12 protein-coding genes are annotated in these 17251 nt (G+C 70.5%); 8 read left to right on the top strand and 4 right to left on the bottom strand.

Annotation, left to right across the window (positions count from 1 at the left end):
• The first annotated feature begins 117 nt into the window (after window positions 1–117).
• The 3 genes from QM711_RS02320 to QM711_RS02310 are packed head-to-tail and all read left to right on the top strand — an operon-like array spanning window position 118 to window position 4201.
• Window positions 118–2157: a hypothetical protein gene (locus QM711_RS02320; protein WP_415096099.1), complete on the top strand. Its 2040-nt coding sequence runs from the start codon at window positions 118–120 to the stop codon at window positions 2155–2157.
• A gap of 45 nt (window positions 2158–2202) precedes the next feature.
• Window positions 2203–3654, top strand: a complete 1452-nt coding sequence (locus QM711_RS02315) for an FAD-dependent oxidoreductase (protein ID WP_415096098.1) — start codon at window positions 2203–2205, stop codon at window positions 3652–3654.
• Entirely contained in the window at window positions 3635–4201 is a 567-nt protein-coding gene (locus QM711_RS02310) for a hypothetical protein (RefSeq protein WP_415096097.1), read from the top strand. Before QM711_RS02315 ends, QM711_RS02310 begins: the two co-directional genes overlap by 20 nt.
• Window positions 4202–4352: 151 nt before the next feature.
• On the opposite strand, the gene QM711_RS02305 is transcribed toward QM711_RS02310, so the two are convergent.
• From QM711_RS02305 to QM711_RS02295, 3 genes are all read right to left on the bottom strand, one after another.
• On the bottom strand, window positions 4353–5336 hold the full coding sequence (locus QM711_RS02305) for a methionine synthase (protein WP_415096096.1): 984 nt from the start codon (window positions 5334–5336) through the stop codon (window positions 4353–4355).
• A gap of 2 nt (window positions 5337–5338) precedes the next feature.
• Window positions 5339–6415, bottom strand: a complete 1077-nt coding sequence (gene mnmA / locus QM711_RS02300) for a tRNA 2-thiouridine(34) synthase MnmA (protein ID WP_415096095.1) — start codon at window positions 6413–6415, stop codon at window positions 5339–5341.
• Window positions 6416–6561: 146 nt separating this feature from the next.
• Window positions 6562–7692, bottom strand: a complete 1131-nt coding sequence (locus QM711_RS02295; protein ID WP_415096094.1) for a cysteine desulfurase family protein — start codon at window positions 7690–7692, stop codon at window positions 6562–6564.
• A 146-nt stretch (window positions 7693–7838) separates the two neighbouring features.
• Between QM711_RS02295 and glgX the strand changes: the two genes are divergently transcribed.
• The 5 genes from glgX to QM711_RS02270 all read left to right on the top strand — a co-directional run bounded on the left by glgX (window position 7839) and on the right by QM711_RS02270 (window position 16246).
• Window positions 7839–10085 (top strand): glycogen debranching protein GlgX, encoded by a 2247-nt coding sequence (gene glgX, locus QM711_RS02290; protein ID WP_415096093.1) that lies wholly within the window; start codon window positions 7839–7841, stop codon window positions 10083–10085.
• A gap of 135 nt (window positions 10086–10220) precedes the next feature.
• Window positions 10221–12194 (top strand): alpha-1,4-glucan--maltose-1-phosphate maltosyltransferase, encoded by a 1974-nt coding sequence (locus QM711_RS02285; RefSeq protein WP_415096864.1) that lies wholly within the window; start codon window positions 10221–10223, stop codon window positions 12192–12194.
• A gap of 58 nt (window positions 12195–12252) precedes the next feature.
• Window positions 12253–13557: a phosphotransferase gene (locus QM711_RS02280; protein WP_415096092.1), complete on the top strand. Its 1305-nt coding sequence runs from the start codon at window positions 12253–12255 to the stop codon at window positions 13555–13557.
• The gene (gene glgB / locus QM711_RS02275) at window positions 13557–15449 is read left to right on the top strand and encodes a 1,4-alpha-glucan branching protein GlgB (RefSeq protein WP_415096091.1); all 1893 of its coding nucleotides are present in this window, start codon (window positions 13557–13559) and stop codon (window positions 15447–15449) included. The genes QM711_RS02280 and glgB overlap by 1 nt, the downstream gene beginning before the upstream one ends.
• A gap of 155 nt (window positions 15450–15604) precedes the next feature.
• Window positions 15605–16246 (top strand): NUDIX hydrolase, encoded by a 642-nt coding sequence (locus tag QM711_RS02270; RefSeq protein WP_415096090.1) that lies wholly within the window; start codon window positions 15605–15607, stop codon window positions 16244–16246.
• Between the two features lie 102 nt (window positions 16247–16348).
• Here the strand turns inward: QM711_RS02270 and QM711_RS02265 are convergent, their stop codons facing one another.
• On the bottom strand, window positions 16349–17239 hold the full coding sequence (locus tag QM711_RS02265) for a tetratricopeptide repeat protein (RefSeq protein WP_415096089.1): 891 nt from the start codon (window positions 17237–17239) through the stop codon (window positions 16349–16351).
• Between the last annotated feature and the right edge of the window lie 12 nt (window positions 17240–17251).

Genomic DNA, 17251 nt, shown 5'->3' with positions numbered 1-17251 from the left:
GCGTGACCGGTCGTGACCCGTCGACACCCCGGGCGGGCCGCGAATAGTGTGGCCCGATGGGCACGCCGACGTCCGTCCTCGGCGGTGGGATCGCGCGGCACCCGCCGGACGCCGACCGTGCCTGACGCGGCCTGGGGTGAGCGTCTGGAGCGGCTTCGCGCCGCCGGGTTCGTCGGCCGCGCCGCCCCGCTGGCGGCCATCAAGGGCTCGGTCGACGGCCTTCAGCCGCACCGGGTGCATCTGGTGCACGGCCCCGGCGGCATCGGGAAGACCTCGTTGCTCGACGCCGCACAACGGGTGGGTCACGCGGCGACCCGGACGGTTCTGCGGCTGGACGCCCGCGACGTGGTCGGATCGCCCGACTCGGTGATGCGCTGGTACCAGCCGGCGGCCGGCGCAGAGACCCCGACGTTGCTGCTGATCGACGGGTACGAGCTGCTGACGCCGCTGGACGAGTGGTTCCGAGCCGTCTTCCTGCCCACGCTGCCGTCCGAGACCGTGACCGTACTGGCCGGACGCGCCCCGCCGTCCGACGGCTGGTGGCTGGACGCCGGCTGGCGAGCCCTGGCGGCTACCCACGAGCTCGAACCCCTCGATGCGGCCGAAAGCGACAGCCTGCTCGGCGGGCTCGGGGTGCCGCAGACGGCCCGCAGCGAGCTGATCCGGCTGTCCACGGGTCATCCACTGGTGCTGGTGCTGCTCGCGGAGGCGAGCCGGCGGCGGCCCGGGCTCGCCGACTTCGCCGACGCCCCCGACGTGGTGAGCAGGCTCTGTGCCCGGATCATGGACGACGTGCCCACCCCGGCCCACCGCCTCGGACTGGCCACCTGCGCGCATGCGGCGCAGGCGACCCAGGACCTGCTTCGGCGGACCGTGGGCGACGACGCCGAGCCGGTCTGGGCCTGGCTGGCGGCGCGTCCCTACGTGCGGCAGGGCCCGTTCGGCCTGTACTTGCACGACGTGGTCCGGGGACTCTTCGAGGCCGAGTTCCGGCATCGCTCGCCCGAGGCGTACCTCGGGCTGCACCGCACGGTTCGGGAGTACTTCGCCCAGCGCGTCGACGACCCGGGCGAGCCGCACTCATTGCGGGCGGCCACCGAGATCCTGCTGCTGCACCGGCGCAGTCCGCTCGGCCGCGACGTCGCCGATCTGCCGTCCGCGACGGTGCCGCCGGTGGAGCGGGCCACCGCGGCCGATCACGGCTGGATGCTGGACCTGCTGCAACGAACTCAGGGCGAGCGGACCGCCCGGCTGGCCGAGCGATGGTTCGCCGATGTTGCCGGCAGCGGCTACCGCATCGTCGTTCCCGGCGGCCCGCGCGCCTTCGCCTATCACGGCTACCTCGACGCGCCGCCCGACGACCTCGACGACCCGGTCGCCAGCGCGATCTGGCACCTGGTCGACGCTCACGGCGCGCTGCGCCCCGGCGAACGTATTCACGTCAACCGGTTCGGTGGCGTCGAGGGGAGCCTGACCGATCCACTGATGCTGCTGGTCAGCGGCACGTCCAACGCGTTCGAGTGGCGCCGGCACACGGCCGCGTGGACGTTCCTGGTGGCGCCGGCCCCCGAGCACTACGGGCCGTTCTTCGAGTACCTGGGCATGCGGCACATGCTCACCCTCGACCTGGGCGACGGTCCGGTCGGCGGCTGGGGCTGGGACCGCCGGCGCCTCGACGTCGACGGCATGTTCGAAATGATGGCGCAGCGCGAGCTGAGCGGCGAGAGCGGGCCGCCGCCTACCGAGCTGCTCAAGCCCGCCCCGCTCGGCCGTGCCGACTTCGACCGGGCCGTGCGGGCCGCGTTGACCGCGCTTCGGCGTCCCGACGTGCTGGCGGGCTCGCCGCTGCTCGGAACCGCACTGGCCGGCGCCGGCGAGCCCGACGACCTGGCCGATGTGCTCATCTCCGCGATCGCGGGCTTGTCGAGCGAGCCCCGGGGGGCGGAGCATCGCCGGGTGCTGGAACGCACCTACCTGCGCGGCGCGCCGTCCCAGGAGGCGGCGGCCGAGCTGCTCGATCTGCCGTTCAGCACCTACCGGCGACACCTCGGTCAGGCGGTCCAACGGCTGTGCGACGTGCTGTGGGCGGTCGAGATCGGCGCCGTCAGCGCAGCCAGGACTGAGCAGAAACTGAGCAGAGACCGGCCTGGAGGGTGAGCACCGATCGGTCGCATCGTGGAGCTGACCGAAGGAGCCTTTCCGATGACTCACCGACCACTCGACATCGCCGTTCTCGGCGCCGGACCCACCGGCCTGACCGCCGCGCTGCTGCTGGCCCGTGACGGTCACCGCGTCACCGTGTGCGAGGCCGACGCCCGACGGTGCCAAGACGGCTCCGCAACCCCGAGGCCCGGCGTGAGCCAGTTCGGGCTGCCGCACGTGCTGCTGCCGCGCTGGCGCCACGAGATGGATGCGGCCCTGCCCGACCTTGTGCCGGCCCTGCTGACGGCTGGTGCCCGTCCTGTCAACCTGCTGCACCTGCAGGAGCCCGGCACGACCGGTGCCGCGCGCGCCGGGGACGACTGGTTCGGCACCGTGGCCGTCGGCCGGGCGGTGCTGGAGCAGGTGCTCAGCAACCTCGCGGCCGGAGATCCGAACGTCCGGTTCCGCTTCGCGACCCGAGCCACCGGAGTGCTGCCCTCCCCGCGCGGGGAAAGATGCCTGGGCGGGCTGCGCACCGAGGACGATGACGTGCCCGCGGACCTGGTGATCGACGCAGGCGGAGGGCACTCGCCGGTTCCCGGCTGGCTGCACGACACCTACGGCATCCCACCCCAGCAGCGCCGCCTCGGCCCTCGGCTGACGTTCTTCTGCCGCCACTTCGAGGATCCGGGCGGCCCCCTGCCGCAGGCCGGCCCCATCCTGACCCACCATCCGTCGTGGTCGCTGCTGACCCTGCCGACCGGACACCGGCGGTTCGCCATCGTGGTGGCCGCCACGGCCGACGACAGGGCGCTGCGTGCGCTGCGCGACCCGGACGCCTGGCACGCCGCGGTCGAGTCCACCGTCGTCGGGCGGGCCTGGGCCGAGCACGGCCGGCCGGTCTCCGGCGTTCTGGTGCACTCCGCCGCGGACGCGGTTCCCGCAGAGGCCGGGCCAGCCGCCGTCGGCCGGCTCGTCGCCCTGGGCGACGCCCAGACGGTGACCAATCCCCTGCTCGGACGCGGTGTCACCATCGGAGCGCTGAGTGCCGTCACGCTGCGCGACAGCATCCGTGCTGCCGACGACGTGCCCGAGGCCCTCGCCCGCTACCAGAGTGGCTACGCCGAACGGGTCGCGGGCTGGGTCGACTCGTCGCTCTGGTTGACCCGGCACCGCGTCGCCGAGCTGCGGGCGCAGGCCGCGGGTGAGCCGTACCGGGCCGACGACGCCCGCTGGGCCATGACCGTCGCCCTGCGCGTCGGAGCCCTGCAGGATCCGGTGCTGGCCCGGGCGTCCACCCTGGTCGGCGGCATGCTGGCCGACGCGGCCGCGGTCTTCGCGGACCCCGAGGTACGCAACCGCTGCAGCCGCTACCTGGGTGCTCCCGCGACCCCGAGCAGCCCCGTCGGCGCCAGCCAACACGGCGCCGTCCGCCCAACCCCACCGACTTCCCCGATCGGGGAGGAACCATCCACCACCCAAGGAGCCCATCATGTCCACCTCGCTCGATGAACGCACCGCCGATCCCCTGCCGCCGCTGCCACCCGGGTCACTGCGTCTGATCGACCTTCCTCAGCTGACCCGCGACTACCTCGACTCCGTGCAGATCACACTGAACCGGGTCACCGGCAACCTGGTGCCCGGCGACGAGGGGACGTTCTCGGTGCGCGTCACCAACGGCGCGGTGCGTCTGACCAGCTGGACGCTGCACCTGTTCTCCAGCGACGCCGACGTCGCGACCATCAAGGCCGAGCCCGGGCTGGTCATCACCTACCGGCTGACCGGGGACCGGAACACGCCCACCGTCGAGCCCGGCTCGACGCACGATGAGTTGTTCGCCTTCTTCCTGCAGGACACGCCGTCCGAGCCCAACAACGTGCTCGAGCCCGATGAGGTTCGCGACCTGCGGTTCAGCTACGTCGCCGAGGGTGCCGGTGACGCGGTATTCACCGCCCATCTGCACGGCACCGTGGACATCGACTCGCTCTTCCCACGGGGGAACGGAGCGGACGCCACGGGCGACGTCACCGTGCGGCGGCCACCATCCAGCCCGAACTGAAAGCTGAGCTGTCTCGAACTGCTCGCCGTCGCCGAGAACCTGTTCGAGACGGTCCAGCAGTCACCGACCGCAAACAACGATCCGGATCGGGCCGGGACAGACCCGCCCGATCCGGATCCTTGTTTATCCAGTGACGGGCGACCTCCTCGCGCTACTGCCGCAGCGCATCGTCCACGAGCTCGGACGCCCGGCGGAGCGCCGACAACGCCGTCGACGCCTGGCGGGCGGAGAAGCCGGCCAGTCCGCAGGCGGGGGCGAGCACCAGGCGGTCCGCTAGCGCCGAACCCAGTTCGAGTGGCCGCAGCAACCCCAACACCCTGGTGACCAGGGCATCCGGCGTCCAGGTCCGCGTCCGGCCCGATGTCGGCAGACAGCCCAGATACAGTCCGAGCCCTTCATCGACGGCCTGGGCCACGGCATCGATGTCGGTGATCAACTCCTGGTCGACAGACACCGCGGTGAAGCCGGACGCCCGCACCAGATCCACACCCAGACCGGGTGCGCAGCAGTGCAGCACCCCGGACGCCGTCGCCTCAGCGAGCGGCCGGAGCGCCTCGGCGACCTCCGGCGGGTGCACGGCCCGGTGCCGGAAGTAGCCGCCCTCGGTCGGCACCGCCCCGTTCAGCACCGCCGGCAGCGACGGCTCATCGACCTGCAACACCAACGTCGCGGACGGCAGCCGCCGTCGCAGCTGAGCCACCAGGTCACCGACCCCGTCGGCCAACGACTGGGCCAGGTCGCGCCGGGCGGCGCGGTCGCCGAGCACCCGTCCGCCCAGCGGCAGGAACATCGACGCGGCCAGCGTCCAGGGGCCGACCACCTGCAGCTTCACCGTGCCGGCGTAGTCGTGGGCGTCCTCCTCGAACCGGTCCAGATCGTCACGAAGGGTGGCCTGAGCACGCCGCTGGTCGATGCCGGGATGGTCGCTGAGCCGCCACTCCCCCGCCACCAACTCGGCCGGCAATTCGGTCAGCACCGCGGTGCCGCGTCCGATCAGGGACGCCCAAGGCCCACGAGCCGGCAGCTCGGGCAGGTGCGGGATGCCGCCGTCGGCGCCCAGGACGTCCATCACCAACCGGACGGCAGCCGGATAGTCCGTGCCGGGCAGAGACCCGACCCCGGTGAAACCGACCACTGTCAGCGCCCGGTGGCGGCGATGGTGGCCGAGCCGACCACCCGGTCGCCGGCATAGCAGACCACCGCCTGACCAGGGGCGATGCCGTGTGCAGCGGCGTCCAGAGCGACGGTGATGCCGTCCTGGCGGCCGTCGATCGTGGCCGGCAGCGGCTCGCCGTGAGCCCGCAACTGCACCAGACCGCGCCACGGCCCGAACACCGGCTGCTGGGTCCAGGTCGGACGGATCCCCTCGATCAGGCTGATCGCCAACGCTTCGTGCGGTCCGACCACGACCCGGTTACCGACCGGCTCGATGCCCAGCACATAGCGCGGCCGTCCGTCGGACGCCGGGACGCCCAGATGCAGGCCACGTCGCTGCCCGACGGTGAACTGGTGGCTGCCGGCGTGGGCGCCCACCACCTCGCCGTCGAGATCGACGAACTCGCCCGCCGTCGAGCCGAGATGGCGATTCAGAAAGCCCGCGGTGTCACCGGTGGGAATGAAGCAGATGTCGTGGCTGTCCGGCTTCTTGGCCAGGTACAAGCCGCGTGCCGCGGCTTCGGCACGGACGTCGGCCTTGGCGGTGTCGTGGCCGAGCGGGAACAGGCAGCGGCTCAACTGCCGCTGGTCGAGCACCCCGAGCACGTAGCTCTGGTCCTTGGCCGCCTCGGCCGAGCGCCATAGCTGAGTCTCGTCGTCCGACTCGCGCAGCACCGCGTAATGGCCGGTGGCGATGGCGTCGAAGCCGAGCGCGATGCCGCGCTCCAGGACGGCGGCGAATTTGATCTTCTCGTTGCAGCGCAGGCAGGGGTTGGGCGTCCGGCCGGCGGAATACTCGGCCAGGAAGTCGTCCACCACGTCGGCGGCGAAGCGGTCGGAGAAGTCCCACACGTAGAACGGGATGCCCAGCACATCGGCGGCGCGGCGGGCGTCGTGCGAGTCTTCCAGCGAGCAGCAGCCGCGAGCTCCGGACCGGTAGGTCTGCGGGTTCTTGGACAGGGCCAGGTGGACGCCGGTGACGTCGTGTCCGGCGTCGACCATCCGCGCGGCCGCCACCGCTGAGTCGACGCCGCCGGACATGGCTGCCAGAACACGCACCGGAGCAGTCTACAAACCTGGGTTGCCGGACGTTCGCACGCTTCCGGATGCACCTCGCCTCCGGACGTCGCGGCCGTGCTCACCGGCGGGGGGTTAACGGCGCCGTTGATAACGATCTCATCACGATGTGAATTACTGGCCGACGCTTATCCGAAGGCCGCGCGAGCCCGCTCCGCGGCGTCCGGCAGCACCGCGAGCAGCCTCTCGATCGCCGCGGCATCGGTGCCGCGTCCCAGCGAGAACCGCAGTGAAGCGGACGCCTCGTCCGCCGTCCGGCCCATCGCCAGCAGCACCTCACTTGGCTGATGGACGCCGGCGGTGCAGGCCGAGCCGGTGGAGCAGTCGATGCCGGCGGCGTCCAGGATCAGCAGCAGGTCGTCGGCGCGACAACCGGTGAAAGTCACGTTGAGGATCGCCGGGCTAACCGGCTGCGCGCCGTTCAACCGGACGTCGCCGACGCCCGCGACGATCCCCCGCGACAGCGACTCACGCAACCCCTCGAGCCGCGCCGACTCGGTCTCCAGATCGCCCATCGCCACCCGCGCTGCCGCAGCGAAACCCGTAGCCAGGGCCGTCATTGCGGTCCCGGAGCGAACCCGGCGTTCCTGCCCGCCGCCGAACCCGGGCGCGGCCAAGGTCAACTCCCGGCGGATCACCAGCGCCCCGATCCCGACCGGGCCGCCGATCTTGTGCGCCGTCACCGTCATCGCGTCCACGCCCAGCGTCCCGAAGTCCAGCGGCAGGTGCCCGAAAGCCTGGACTGCGTCGGTATGCACCCAGGCATCCACCTCAGCGGCCCGGTCCCGCACCGGCGCCAGGTCGGCCACCACACCGGTCTCGTTGTTCACCAGCATCACCGACGCCAGCGCGGTCTGTGCGCGGATCATCGCCTCGGACCCCTCGGCCAATAGCCCGGACGGCGCCAACGGCAGCACGTCCACCCGGCCCGGCGACCGTTCGACCACACCGGCCACCGAAGGATGCTCTCCCCCGCCGATCGCCAGCCGCGGGCGTTCGGTCCGTGCGCCGGCGGCCCCCAGCAGGACCAGGTTGTTGGCCTCCGTCCCACCTGAGGTGAAGACCACCTCGGTCGGCAAACAGCCCAGGCATTCGGCCAGTGACTCCCGGCTTTCCTCCAGCGAGCGCCGCGCCGCCCGTCCCGCGGTGTGCAGCGAAGACGGGTTCCCGGGCTGCCGCCAGACCGCGGCCATCGCCTCGGCCGCCTCGGCCAGCAGCGGTGCGCCGGCGGCATGGTCCAGGTAGACCCGCTCGGCCATCGCGCCTCCTCGCCGCCGGCTCCCGCGGCAGCCGGACGATGCTTGCTTCGTCACCTACTTACGGCACTATATGAACCCGATACTCCGCGGCGGCGGTTTCATTCGCCGGATCGCGGCGCGTCCGTCCATCGAATCGAAGGCAGCCTATGTCCGAGCCCGTGCCCAGCGCACCGGCCACCAGCGTTCCCCTCGGCGCGCACATGCGCGACAACGGCACCGAGTTCGCCCTCTGGGCTCCGCGCGCCGAACGCGTCGAGTTGGCACTGGTCGACGCGGCCGAGCATCAGACCAACGTCGATCTCAGGCTGAACACCGACGAGGGCATCTGGAGCGTCTTCGTGCCGGGCGTGGGCGCAGGTCAGCGCTACGGCTACCGGGTGCACGGCGAGTGGAACCCTGAGGACGGCCGGCGGTTCAACCCGGCGAAGCTGCTGCTCGATCCGTATGCGCGGGCCATCACCGGCTACGTCGACTACCGCGGCCCGATCAGCGACCACACCACCACGTCCAACTTCGAGAGCGATACTACCGACTCCTTCGGCGCCGTCCCGCTCAGCGTGGTGGTCGCTGACACCCCGCCGCCGACCCCGCTGGCGAACCGGTTGCCGCTGGACGAGATGGTGATCTACGAGACTCATCTCAAGGGCTACACCCAACGCCACCCCGAGGTGCCCGAGGGGCTGCGCGGCACCTACGCCGGCTTCGCCGACGACGCCGTCGTCCGGCACCTGGTCGAAACCGGCATCAACGCCGTGGAGTTCCTGCCACTGCAGCACTTCGTCTCCGAACCGTTCACGGTCGGGCGCGGACTGGTCAACTACTGGGGCTACAACACCCTCGGCTTCTTCGCTCCGCACGCGCCCTACGCCAGCGCGACCGCCGGCACCCTGGGCGGCCAGGTCGCCGAGTTCAAGCACATGGTCAGCAAGCTGCACGAGGCCGGCATCGCGGTGATCCTCGATGTGGTCTACAACCACACCGGCGAGGGCGGCCACGACGGCCCCACCCTCTCCTTCCGGGGCATCGACCACGGCGGCTACTACCGGCTGACCAGCGACAACCGCAACGACTACGACGTGACCGGCTGCGGCAACGCCGTCGACACCTCCAACCCGCGGGTGCTGCAGTTGGTGCTCGATTCACTGCGCTACTGGGTCGCCGAGATGGGCGTGGACGGCTTCCGCTTCGATCTGTGCACCACGCTGATCCGCGACGCGGAGCATCACGTCCGGCAGGATCACCCGTTCAAGCACTGGATCTCCGCCGACGAGGTGCTGGCCGACACGATCATGATCGCCGAACCGTGGGATCTGGGTCCCTACGGCTATCAGGTCGGACGCTGGGGCCAGGGCTGGTCGGAGTGGAACGACCACTTCCGCGGCTACACCAGGGACTTCTGGCGGGGCGCGACCCACGGCGTCCAGGAGTTGGCGACCCGGTTGTCGGGTTCGACCGACACCTTCGACCACGGCGGACGCCCGGCGTCCAGTTCGATCAACTTCGTCACCGCCCACGACGGCTTCACCCTGCGCGACGTGGTCACCTACGACCTGAAGCACAACGAGGCGAACGCCGAACGCAACCGTGACGGCACCGACGACAACCGGTCCTGGAACCACGGCTACGAAGGCGACACCGACGACCCCGCGATCGACGCGGCCCGGCAGCGCACCGCCCGCAACATGATGGCGATGCTGTTGCTGTCGGCCGGCGTGCCGATGATCACCGCGGGCGACGAGATGGGCCGCACCCAGCAGGGCAACAACAATGCCTACTGCCAGGATTCCCCGGTCTCCTGGGTGGACTGGCACACCGGTGAGGAGTGGGGCGGGCAGACCGAGCTGACCCGCAAGCTGCTGCGCCTTCGGGCCGAGCACCCGGTGCTCCGGAACCGATGTTTCCGGACCCACCAAGAGGTGCGCGACGACGCCGGCATCGGGCTGGGCCGTTCCGAAGTCGCCTGGTTCTCCGAGCACGGCACCGAGATGACCATCGACAACTGGCACGATCACTGTCGCCGCACGCTCGGCCAGTACGTCTGCGATGTCGATGAGGCGTTCCTGATCTTCGTGCACGGCGGGGACGCCCCGATCGAGCTGACGCTGCCCGGGCAGCCCTGGTCGGTGGGCTGGCAGGTCGCCGCGCACACCGGGCTGGACACTGAGCTGCCGCACCGGCCGCTGGGGGTCGGGGCGACGATCAGCGTTCCGGGCCAGACGGTGGTGGTGCTGCGCGGACAGGTGCTCAATCATCCCCGGTCGGTCGCGGCATCGCCGGCCAGCCCGGACCCGCAGCTGTTGGCGGCCGAGGACCCACAAGCCGGCGAACTGCCCGCCGAGGCCGGAGCCGGTGAACCGGCCCCGACCGGGCCGGGATCCGGCGAGCAAGCCTGAGCTTCGTACCGGAGTGCGGATTGTTCGGCTCCGGGGTGCAGCACTGGCCGGGGGTCAGCCGGTAGGTTGGCCCGCGTGAGCGAACTGACGAACGCGGGCGCTGATGCCCCCCTCGAGGTTGACTTGTCCCCCACCATGACCGGCCCGTTCGGCTTCGGCCGGATCCCGGTTGCCAAGGTCTCGCCGGTGATCGAAGGCGGCGCCTACGCCGCGAAGGCCGCCGTCGGCGAACTGATCCCGATTCGCGCCAAGGTGTTCCGCGAAGGCCACGACGCGGTCAACGCCTCGGTGATCCTGACCAGCCCGGCCGGCGTGGAGACCCGGGTCGACATGACCGCCACCGAACCGGCCGGCCTGGACGGCTGGGAGGCCTGGGTGCGCCCGGACGCCGAGGGCGCCTGGACCTTCCGGGTCGAGGGCTGGTCCGACCCCTGGGGCACCTGGCACCACAACGCCGAGGCCAAGCTCGCCGTCGGAGTCGACGTGGAGCTGGTCTGCCTGGAGGGCCGCGACCTGCTGGAGCGCACCGCCGCGATCGCGGACGAGGCCGGCGACCCGATCGAGGCGTCCATTCTGCGGGCCACGTCGCAGCTGCTGATCCCGCAGCGTCCGGCGTCCGACCTGCTCGAGGTGGCAAACGGGGCCGGGCTGGCGGTGGCCATGAAGAAGTACGGTCCGCGTGAACTGGTCTCGCCGACCGCCGATTTCCCGCTCTGGGTGGACCGCCGCCGGGCGCTGTTCTCGTCCTGGTACGAGTTCTTCCCGCGCTCCCAGGGAGCCAGCTACGACGACGCCACCGACACCTGGACGTCCGGCACCTTCGACTCCTCGCACGGCCGCCTGGAGGCGGCCGCCGCGATGGGCTTCGACGTGATCTACCTGCCGCCGATCCATCCGATCGGCAACGCGTTCAAGAAGGGCAAGAACAACACCCTGGACGCCACCGACAAAGACCCCGGCTCGCCGTGGGCGATCGGCAGCGCGGCCGGCGGGCACGACGCGATCCACCCCGATCTCGGGGACTGGGAGTCGTTCGACCGCTTCGTCGCCAAGGCGGAAGAGCTGGGCGTCGAGGTGGCGCTCGACTTCGCCCTGCAGGCCAGCCCCGACCACCCGTGGGTGACCGAGCACCCGGAGTGGTTCACCACCCGGATCGACGGCACCATCGCCTACGCCGAGAACCCGCCGAAGAAGTACCAGGACATCTACCCGATCAACTTCGACAACGATCCGGCCGGCATCTACAACGAGGTGCTGCGGCTGTTCAAGCTGTGGATGAGCCATGGCATCCGGATCTTCCGGATCGACAACCCGCACACCAAGCCGGTCGAGTTCTGGGGCTGGATCCTGGACCGGTTGCGCGAGACCGACCCCGATGTGATCTTCCTGGCCGAGGCGTTCACCAAGCCCGAGATGATGCACGCGCTGGGCAAGGTGGGCTACCACCAGAGCTACACCTACTTCACCTGGCGGACGGCCAAATACGAGCTCGAGGAGTACCTCACCGAGCTGTCCACCGAGATGGCGTCGTTCTACCGGCCGAATTTCTTCGTCAACACCCCCGACATCAACCCGTTCCACCTGCAGTCGGGCAATCCGGCGATGTTCGCGATCCGGGCGATCCTGGCGGCCACCCTGTCGCCGACCTGGGGGGTGTACTCCGGTTTCGAGCTGTTCGAGCACGAGGCGCTGGCGGCCGGCCGGGAAGAGTACCTGAACTCGGAGAAGTACGAGTTGCGGCCCCGCGACTACGACGCCCAGCCGAACCTCAACCTGCTGATGGGCACCCTCAACTCGGTCCGCAACGCCCATCCCGCGCTGCAGCAGCTGCGCCGGATCCACTTCCACCACGCCCCGCACGGCGGGGTGATCGCCTACTCCAAGCAGGACGGCGACGACGTGGTGATCGTGATCTGCAGCCTCGATCCGGACAACACCGTCGAGTCCGACGTCTACCTGGACCTGGCTGCGCTCGGGCTGCCCGGGGCGTCCTCGGTGAACCTGCGCGACGAGCTCACCGGCGCCACCTTCACCTGGGGCGAACGCAACTTCGTCCGGCTCAGCCCCGGGTCGCCGGCACACATCCTGCATGTGCGGAGCGCGTCCTGAGGCGTCGCGGATCGGTGGGGCGCTGTTGCGCGGGACGCTTTCCTGACAGGATGAACCGGTGACCGAACAGCCGCTCGCAGCCTGGTGGGGACTGATTTCGGCGGCCCGCTGGTTCGGTGGCAAGGGGCTGGCGGGACGTCTGGAGTCGCTCACCCCGCAGCCCTGGCTGACTGCGCCCGAGCGGCTGCCGGCCGTCCGGGCGGAGATCGCCACCATCGGCTACAGCGACGGTCGCCGCGAGCACTACGCCCTCCTGGCCGGCTACACCGACCAGGACTCCCCGGCGGTCGTCGCCGAGGTGGACGACCCCGGCTGGGGCCCGGTCCGGGTCGTCGACGCAACGGCCGACCAGGAGTGTCTGCGGGCGCTGCTGGAAGCACTGGTCGATCCGGCCCACCCGGCCATGGAGTGGATCGACGCCACCGCGATCGTGCCGACCGAGCCGACCCGGGTGTGGCCGGGCGAGCAGAGCAACACCACGCTCTGCATCGGCGCGGACCGGATGCTGAAGCTGTTCCGCAAGGTCGAGGCCGGCCGCAATCTTGATGTCGAGGTGCTCACCGCGCTCAACGGCTCCGGAGTCACCCCGGCGCTGTACGGCACCCTGGTCGGAGAGCTGCCGGACGGTCAGCTGGCCGATCTGGGCATGTTCGTCGAACGCGTGCAGGGTGTCCGGGACGGCTGGGAGTGGGCCTGCGAGGCCTGCGGTCAGGACCGCGACATCGCGGCCGAGGCGGCCGGCCTGGGCCGGGCACTGGCCCGGGTGCACGCGCGGCTGGCGTCCGCCTTCGGCACCTCGGCCGGCTCCGGGACGGCGCTGGCCGCCACGATGCTCCAGCGGCTGGACGCGGCGGCCACCCAGGTCGGCGAGTTGTCCGCCGTCCGGGACTCGGCCGAGGCGGTCTTCCGCGGCCTGGCCGGCATCGAGCTGGCCTCCCAGCGGGTGCACGGCGACTTCCACCTCGGCCAAGTGCTCTACGCCCCCGACGGCTGGACGATCATCGACTTCGAGGGCGAGCCGCTCAAGCCGCTGGCCGAGCGCCGGCAACCCGACAGTGTGTGGCGCGACGTCGCCGGCATGCTGCGCTCCTTCGACTACGTGCGGGGAGCCCACCCAGATCCCACCTCCAGCCAGGCCCGCGCCTGGTGCCGGTCGGCGCGCCGAGGTTTCCTCGACGGGTACTGCGAGGATGCGGTACCCGAGGCCTCGGTGCTCGACGCCTATGAGCTCGACAAGGCGATCTACGAGGTGGTGTACGAAACACGCAATAGACCCGCATGGGTTCACATCCCACTCGGTGCGGTCCGCGATGTCGCAGGACGGACGGCGCTGTCCGCTACGCACAACCAAGAGGAGAACTGATGGCACACGATCCAAACGGCGGCCTGGCCGGCTGGGATCTCGAAGGATTCCACAGCGGCGGAGACACCGAGGTCTGGCGCCGGCTCGGGGCGCACCCGGTCACGCTGCACGACGACGAGCGCGGCGAGATCCACGGCACCCGGTTCGCGGTCTGGGCTCCCAACGCCCAGGCCGTCCGGCTCAACGCCGATTTCAACTGGTGGACCGGCGATCAGATGCAGCTGGTTCCCGGGTCCGGGGTCTGGGCGCTGTTCGTCGAGGGCGTGGGCGACGGCGCCCTGTACAAGTACAACATCCTCGGCGCCGACGGGGTCTGGCGCGAGAAGGTCGACCCGATGGCGTTCTTCGCCGAGCAGGCACCGGCCAACTCCTCCATCGTCTACACCAGCAAGTACGGCTGGGCCGACGACGAGTGGATGACCCAGCGCGCGGCGACCCGTCCGCACGAGTCGCCGATGTCGATCTACGAAGTGCACCTGGGCTCGTGGCGCAAAGGCAAGACCTACCTCGACCTGGCCGAGGAACTGGTCGAGTACGTCACCTGGCAGGGCTTCACCCACGTCGAGTTCCTGCCGGTCACCGAGCACCCGTTCGAGCCGTCCTGGGGCTACCAGGTGACCAACTACTTTGCACCGCAGTCCCGGTTGGGCAAGCCCGACGAGTTCCGCTACCTGGTCGACCGGCTGCACCAGGCCGGCATCGGCGTGATCCTGGACTGGGTGCCCGGGCACTTCCCCAAGGACGAGTGGGCGCTCGGCCGCTTCGACGGCACCGCGCTCTACGAGCACGCCGACCCGCGCCAGGGCGAGCACATGGACTGGGGCACCTACATCTTCAACTACGGCCGCAACGAGGTGAAGAGCTTCCTGGTCTCCAACGCCCTGTACTGGGTGACCGAGATGCACATCGACGCGCTGCGGGTGGACGCGGTGGCGTCCATGCTCTACCTCGACTACTCGCGCAAGGACGGCGAGTGGGTGCCGAACCAGTTCGGCGGCAACGAGAACCTGGAGGCGATCGACTTCCTGCGCTACGTCAACAAGCACCTCTACGAGCGGGTGCCGGGGGTGTGCATGATCGCGGAGGAGTCGACGTCGTTCGGCGGCGTCACCAAGCCGGTCGACCAGGGCGGGCTCGGCTTCGGCTTCAAGTGGAACATGGGCTGGATGAACGACTCGCTGCGCTACCTGGCGCTCGAGCCGGTGTACCGCCAGTACCACCACCACGAGATGACCTTCGCGATGGTCTACCAGTACTCGGAGAACTTCGTGTTGCCGATCAGCCACGACGAGGTGGTGCACGGCAAGGGGTCGATGATCAACAAGATCCCGCAGGACCCCTGGCGGCAGTTCGCCACCCTGCGCGCCTTCTACTCGTTCATGTGGGCCTTTCCCGGCAAGCAGCTGCTGTTCATGGGCTGCGAGTTCGGCCAGCGCACCGAGTTCAACGAGGCGACCTCGCTGGAGTGGTGGGTCTCCGACCTGTGGGGTCACCACGGCCTGCAGCGGCTGATCAAGGACCTCAACGAGCTGTACACCAAGCATCCCGCGCTGTGGAAGCTCGACTCCGACCCGGCCGGCTTCCGCTGGATCAACGCCGACGACGCCAGTGGGAACACGTTCAGCTGGCTTCGCACCGACGGCGACGGCGAGCAGATCGCGGTGCTGGTGAACTTCTCCTCCGAGCCCTGGCACGGCTACAAGATCGGGCTGCCCAAGGCCGGCGTCTGGAAGGAGATCCTGAACTCCGACGCCGGTATCTACGACGGTTCCGACTCGCACGGCAACCTCGGCCAAGTCGAGGCACACGAGGAACAGTTCAACGGCTGGGACGCCGCCGCCACCGTGACGGTGCCGCCGCTGGGTGCCGTCTTCTTCCGGTACGAGGGCTGACCACGGAGCCCGAGGAGTTCGAGGTCCAGCTCCGGGCCGCCGACGGGGTCGGCGTCCTGGAGTGGGCGGGCCGTGCGTCCCAGGAGACCGTCGACCGGGCGGTCAGCCTGGCCGCCGATGACGGGCTGATCATCCGCGGCCTGCGCCGCATCGAGGTGTCGCTGCCGGCGTCCGACACGGTCGCCCGGCGGGCGGTTCAGCGGGCCGGGTTCCGGCTCGAAGGCGTCCGCCGGGAGGCCGTCGCCGATGCCGACGGCAGCTTCGGCGACGTGGTGCTGTACGCGCGGCTGGCCAGCGACCTGGTCTACGGGCCGGGCGGTTTCACCGGGGTGATGAACTCGGTGCTGCCCCGCAAGCGATTGATCGCGCACGCGCTGATCACCGACCCGTGGGACCGGGTCTGCCTGTTGGAGACCACGTTCAAGCCGGACTGGGAACTGCCCGGCGGCATCGTGAACCCGGCAGAGTCGCCCTGGGCCGGTGCCGTCCGCGAGATCGATGAAGAGCTGTCCCTCGATGTCGGTGTCGGCCGCGTCCTGGTCGTGGACTGGCTGGCACCCTACCTGGGCTGGGAGGACGCCGTCGAACTCATCTTCGACGGCGGCGTCCTGACCCAGGATCAGATCGACGCGATCGTGCCCGATCCGGGCGAGATCCGCGCCGTGCACTGGCTGGCGCCGGACAAGGCCGCCGACAAGATGGCACCGTTCGCCCGCGGCCGGATGCTGGCCGCCGTCGCCTGTCGGGTGGGTGGCGGCACGCAGTATCTGGAGCGCGGGCTCCCCCGCCGCGACTAGGCCCGTTGTCGAGCCGGGCGTCCGCCCCGCGCTCCCCGAACTACTTAGCGCTCGCTGAGTTCAGCGAACCCTAAGCGGGATGGTCGGAGCGGGGTGCTTGGCTCAGAACAGAGCGCTCATCAGGTCTCGGCGCGCCTTGAGCACGGCCGGGTCAGCCGGGCCGACGATCTCGAACAGCTCCAACAGGCGCACCCGGACGGCGTCCCGTTCGGCACCGGCGGTCTCGCGGATCAGCGCGATCAGCCGGGTGAAGCCCTGATCGGGACGTCCGGACAGCACTTCCAGGTCGGCGGCGGCCAGCTGGGCCTCCACCGAGGTCGGCTCGGACGCCGCTCGCGCCAACACCGCGGCGGGATCGACGCCACCCGAGCGGGCCAGCAGGGCGACCTGGGCGCGTCCGATCTTGGCCTCGGGGTCGTTCGGCGTCTGAGCCAGGATCTTGTCGTACTCGGCGAGCGCGGTGGCGAAATCGCCGCGTTCCAGGGCGGAGTCGGCCTCGGCGAACCGCGGATCGGCCTCGTCGGTCTCCCCTGCGCCGCCGGCGACCGGCTCGGCGCGTCCGACCAACCCGTTGGACGCCGCGACCTGCAGCAGCTGCGCGATCACCGTCTCGGCCTCCGCCTTCGACCGGGTGCCCTGGAACAGCGGGGCCAGCTGGCCGGCGATCACCCCGATCACGGTCGGAACGGCCTGGATGCCGAGAGCCTGGGCGATGGTTCCCGAGGCGTCCACGTTGACCCGGGCCAGCAGGTAGGCACCAGCGGCGGCGTTGGCCAGTGCGATCAGATCGTCCGACAGGGCTTGGGCGTTCGCCCGCGGCGAGTACAGCTCGACCACCACCGGATGCCGGGTGGACAGCTGCATCACCGACTCGAAGTTGCTCTCGTCGACCTCGATCACGAACGAGGCGCCCGGGGGTACCGGCGGAGCCTTGGCTGCGGCGGCGATGCCGGAGAGATCCATGGCGCGGGAGGTGAACTTGGGCAGGGTCATGGGGCTCATTGT

It is taken from the genome of Micropruina sp. (assembly GCF_047602385.1).
In the GTDB taxonomy this organism is placed as follows: Bacteria; Actinomycetota; Actinomycetes; order Propionibacteriales; family Propionibacteriaceae; genus Micropruina.
This window is presented reverse-complemented; position numbering and strand designations above follow the sequence as displayed.

Excerpts from the sequence above, each read along its gene's own strand:
- QM711_RS02315 (WP_415096098.1), top strand. The coding sequence starts at position 2,203 with ATGACTCACCGACCACTCGACATCGCCGTTCTCGGCGCCGGACCCACC.
- QM711_RS02310 (WP_415096097.1), top strand. The coding sequence starts at position 3,635 with ATGTCCACCTCGCTCGATGAACGCACCGCCGATCCCCTGCCGCCGCTG.
- QM711_RS02295 (WP_415096094.1), bottom strand. The coding sequence starts at position 7,692 with ATGGCCGAGCGGGTCTACCTGGACCATGCCGCCGGCGCACCGCTGCTG.
- glgX (WP_415096093.1), top strand. The coding sequence starts at position 7,839 with ATGTCCGAGCCCGTGCCCAGCGCACCGGCCACCAGCGTTCCCCTCGGC.
- QM711_RS02285 (WP_415096864.1), top strand. The coding sequence starts at position 10,221 with ATGACCGGCCCGTTCGGCTTCGGCCGGATCCCGGTTGCCAAGGTCTCG.
- glgB (WP_415096091.1), top strand. The coding sequence starts at position 13,557 with ATGGCACACGATCCAAACGGCGGCCTGGCCGGCTGGGATCTCGAAGGA.
- QM711_RS02265 (WP_415096089.1), bottom strand. The coding sequence starts at position 17,239 with ATGACCCTGCCCAAGTTCACCTCCCGCGCCATGGATCTCTCCGGCATC.